This is a genomic window from Micromonospora sp. 4G55 (assembly GCF_016803375.1).
In genome coordinates, this window is sequence record NZ_JAEVHN010000878.1 from 1 (window position 1) to 2176 (window position 2176).

At 76.1% G+C, this 2176-nt stretch carries 2 protein-coding genes and 1 pseudogene; 2 read left to right on the top strand and 1 reads right to left on the bottom strand.

From position 1 onward, the window contains the following. Nucleotides 1-557 (bottom strand): UbiA family prenyltransferase (locus JNW89_RS35575; protein WP_238452354.1); only part of this gene is annotated, 557 nt, incomplete at its 3' end. A gap of 45 nt (nt 558-602) precedes the next feature. Here JNW89_RS35575 and JNW89_RS35580 point away from each other — a divergent pair. Both JNW89_RS35580 and JNW89_RS35585 read left to right on the top strand, forming a co-directional pair. Beyond that, nucleotides 603-1362 (top strand): annotated as a pseudogene (locus tag JNW89_RS35580) (methyltransferase domain-containing protein). A 41-nt stretch (nt 1363-1403) separates the two neighbouring features. Beyond that, nucleotides 1404-2176: acyl-CoA dehydrogenase family protein (locus JNW89_RS35585; protein WP_238452355.1), on the top strand; the 773-nt coding region annotated here is incomplete at its 3' end.

Here is a 2176-nt window from a genome sequence, read left to right on the forward strand (position 1 = left end):
CCGGTGCGCGCGTCGTCGGCGAAGTCCGGCAGGACGTTGGCGAAGTGGGCCCCCGCGCCGAGGCAGGCCCCGGCGGCGACCAGCCACGCCGGTGGCGCGGGCGCGCCGGGCAGGGCCAGCACCACGAAGGCGGGCAGCGCCCCGAAGGAGATCGCGTACGGCAGCACGGAGACCGGGCTGGACTTCAGCGGCCAGTCGTAGAGCAGCGCCGAGACCAGGGCGATCGTGACCCAGAGCGCGGCGGTCGGGGTGGTGGCCAGCGCCAGCAGCGGGGTAGCCAGGGCCGCGAGCGCCGCGCCCACCGCCACCGTGCGCCGGCTCACCGCGCCCGCGGCGACCGGCTTGTCGGTACGCCCCACCGCGGCGTCCCGCCCGGCGTCCAGCGCGTCGTTGGTCCAGCCGACGGCGAGTTGGCTGGCCAGCACCGTCGCGGTGACCGCGGCGACGCCGGTCGGGGTGTGCCCGGCCCCCCACGCGAGCAGACCGGAGACCGCGGTGACCGCCGCGGACGGCTCCGGATGGCTCGCCCTGACCAGCCCTAACACCGTCGACGACATAAGGGAAGTCTGGTCGTTACCGGGGAGTCGTGCCACGCTCGGTCCATGCGGAACGGTCCCGTGTCCACTCCGCCGCGCGTCCTACCTCCCAACGACCCCCGCCAGTACGACGACCTGGCCGGCGAGTGGTGGCGACCGGACGGCGCGTTCGCCATGCTGCACTGGCTGGCCCGGTCCCGGGCCGCCCTGGTGCCGCCCGCCACCCGGCCCGACGCCCTGCTGGTCGACCTGGGCTGCGGCGCCGGGCTGCTCGCCCCCGCACCTGGCCGGCAAGGGCTACCGGCACGTCGGGGTCGACCTGACCCGGTCGGCGCTGGCGCAGGCCGCCGCGCACGGGGTGACGGTGGTCAACGGCGACGCCACGGCGGTGCCGCTGGTCGACGGCTGTGCCGACGTGGTGGCCGCCGGCGAGTTGCTGGAGCACGTACCGGACTGGCGGCGGGTGGTGGCCGAGGCGTGCCGCCTGCTGCGTCCCGGCGGCCTGCTGGTGCTGGACACCCTCAACGACACCGCGCTGGCCCGGCTGGTGGCGGTACGCATCGGGGAACGGCTGCCGACGGTGCCCCGGGGGATCCACGATCCACGGTTGTTCGTGGACGCTCGCGAGCTGGTGACCGAGTGCGCGCGGCACGGCGTCCACCTGCGGATCCGGGGCATCCGGCCGAGCCTGCGCGGGACGCTGGCCTGGCTCGTCCGGCGGGCCTGCGGCCGTCCCTCCCCGACGGTCGACGGGCGACAGCCGCGGATCAAGCCGACCCGGTCGGTCGCCGTGCTCTACCAGGGACACGGGGTGCGGCACGGGTAACCGGACCGCGCGGGGGGTACAGGGACGCAGGAGGGGGCGACATGACGGTGAACGCGCTGGAGGCGGCCCGCCGGTTGGCGCCACGGTTCGCCGCGCGGGCGGCGCGGCACGACCGGGACGGCTCGTTCCCCGTGGACGACTTCGCCGACCTGCGCGAGGCCGGGCTCTTCGGGCTGATGGTGCCGCGCGAGCTGGGTGGCGCGGGCGCCACCTTCGCCGAGTACGCGGCCGTCGCCACCGAGCTGGCCCGGGGCAACGGCGCGACGGCGCTGGTGTTCAACATGCACGCCTCGGTCACCGGCGCGTTGGGCGCGGTCACCGAGGAGCTGGCCGAGGCGCTGGGCGTACCCGACGCGGCGCTGACCGCCCGGGACCGCCTGCTCCGCGCGGCGGCCGAGGGCTCCTGGTACGCGGTCGCGATGAGCGAACGCGGCGCCGGCGCGCGGCTGTCCCAGCTCAGCACGGTCTACGAACCGGTCGACGGCGGCTGGCACCTCAAGGGCAGCAAGACCTTCTGCTCCGGTGCGGGGTACCCGGACGGCTACCTGGTGGCCGCGCGCAGCGCCGCCGACCAGTCCGTGGTCTCCCAGTTCCTGGTGCCGGCCGGCGAGGGGCTGACCGTGGAGCAGACCTGGGACTCGCTCGGCATGCGGGCCACCTCCTCGCACGACCTGCACCTGGACGTGACCGTCCCGGCCGACCGGCTGCTCGGTGGGGTGGAGGGGCGGGCGCTGGTGGTGGCCCAGCTGATGCCGCACTGGCTGGTGGCCAGCTACGCCGCCGTCTACGTCGGGGTGGCCCGGGCGGCGGTGGA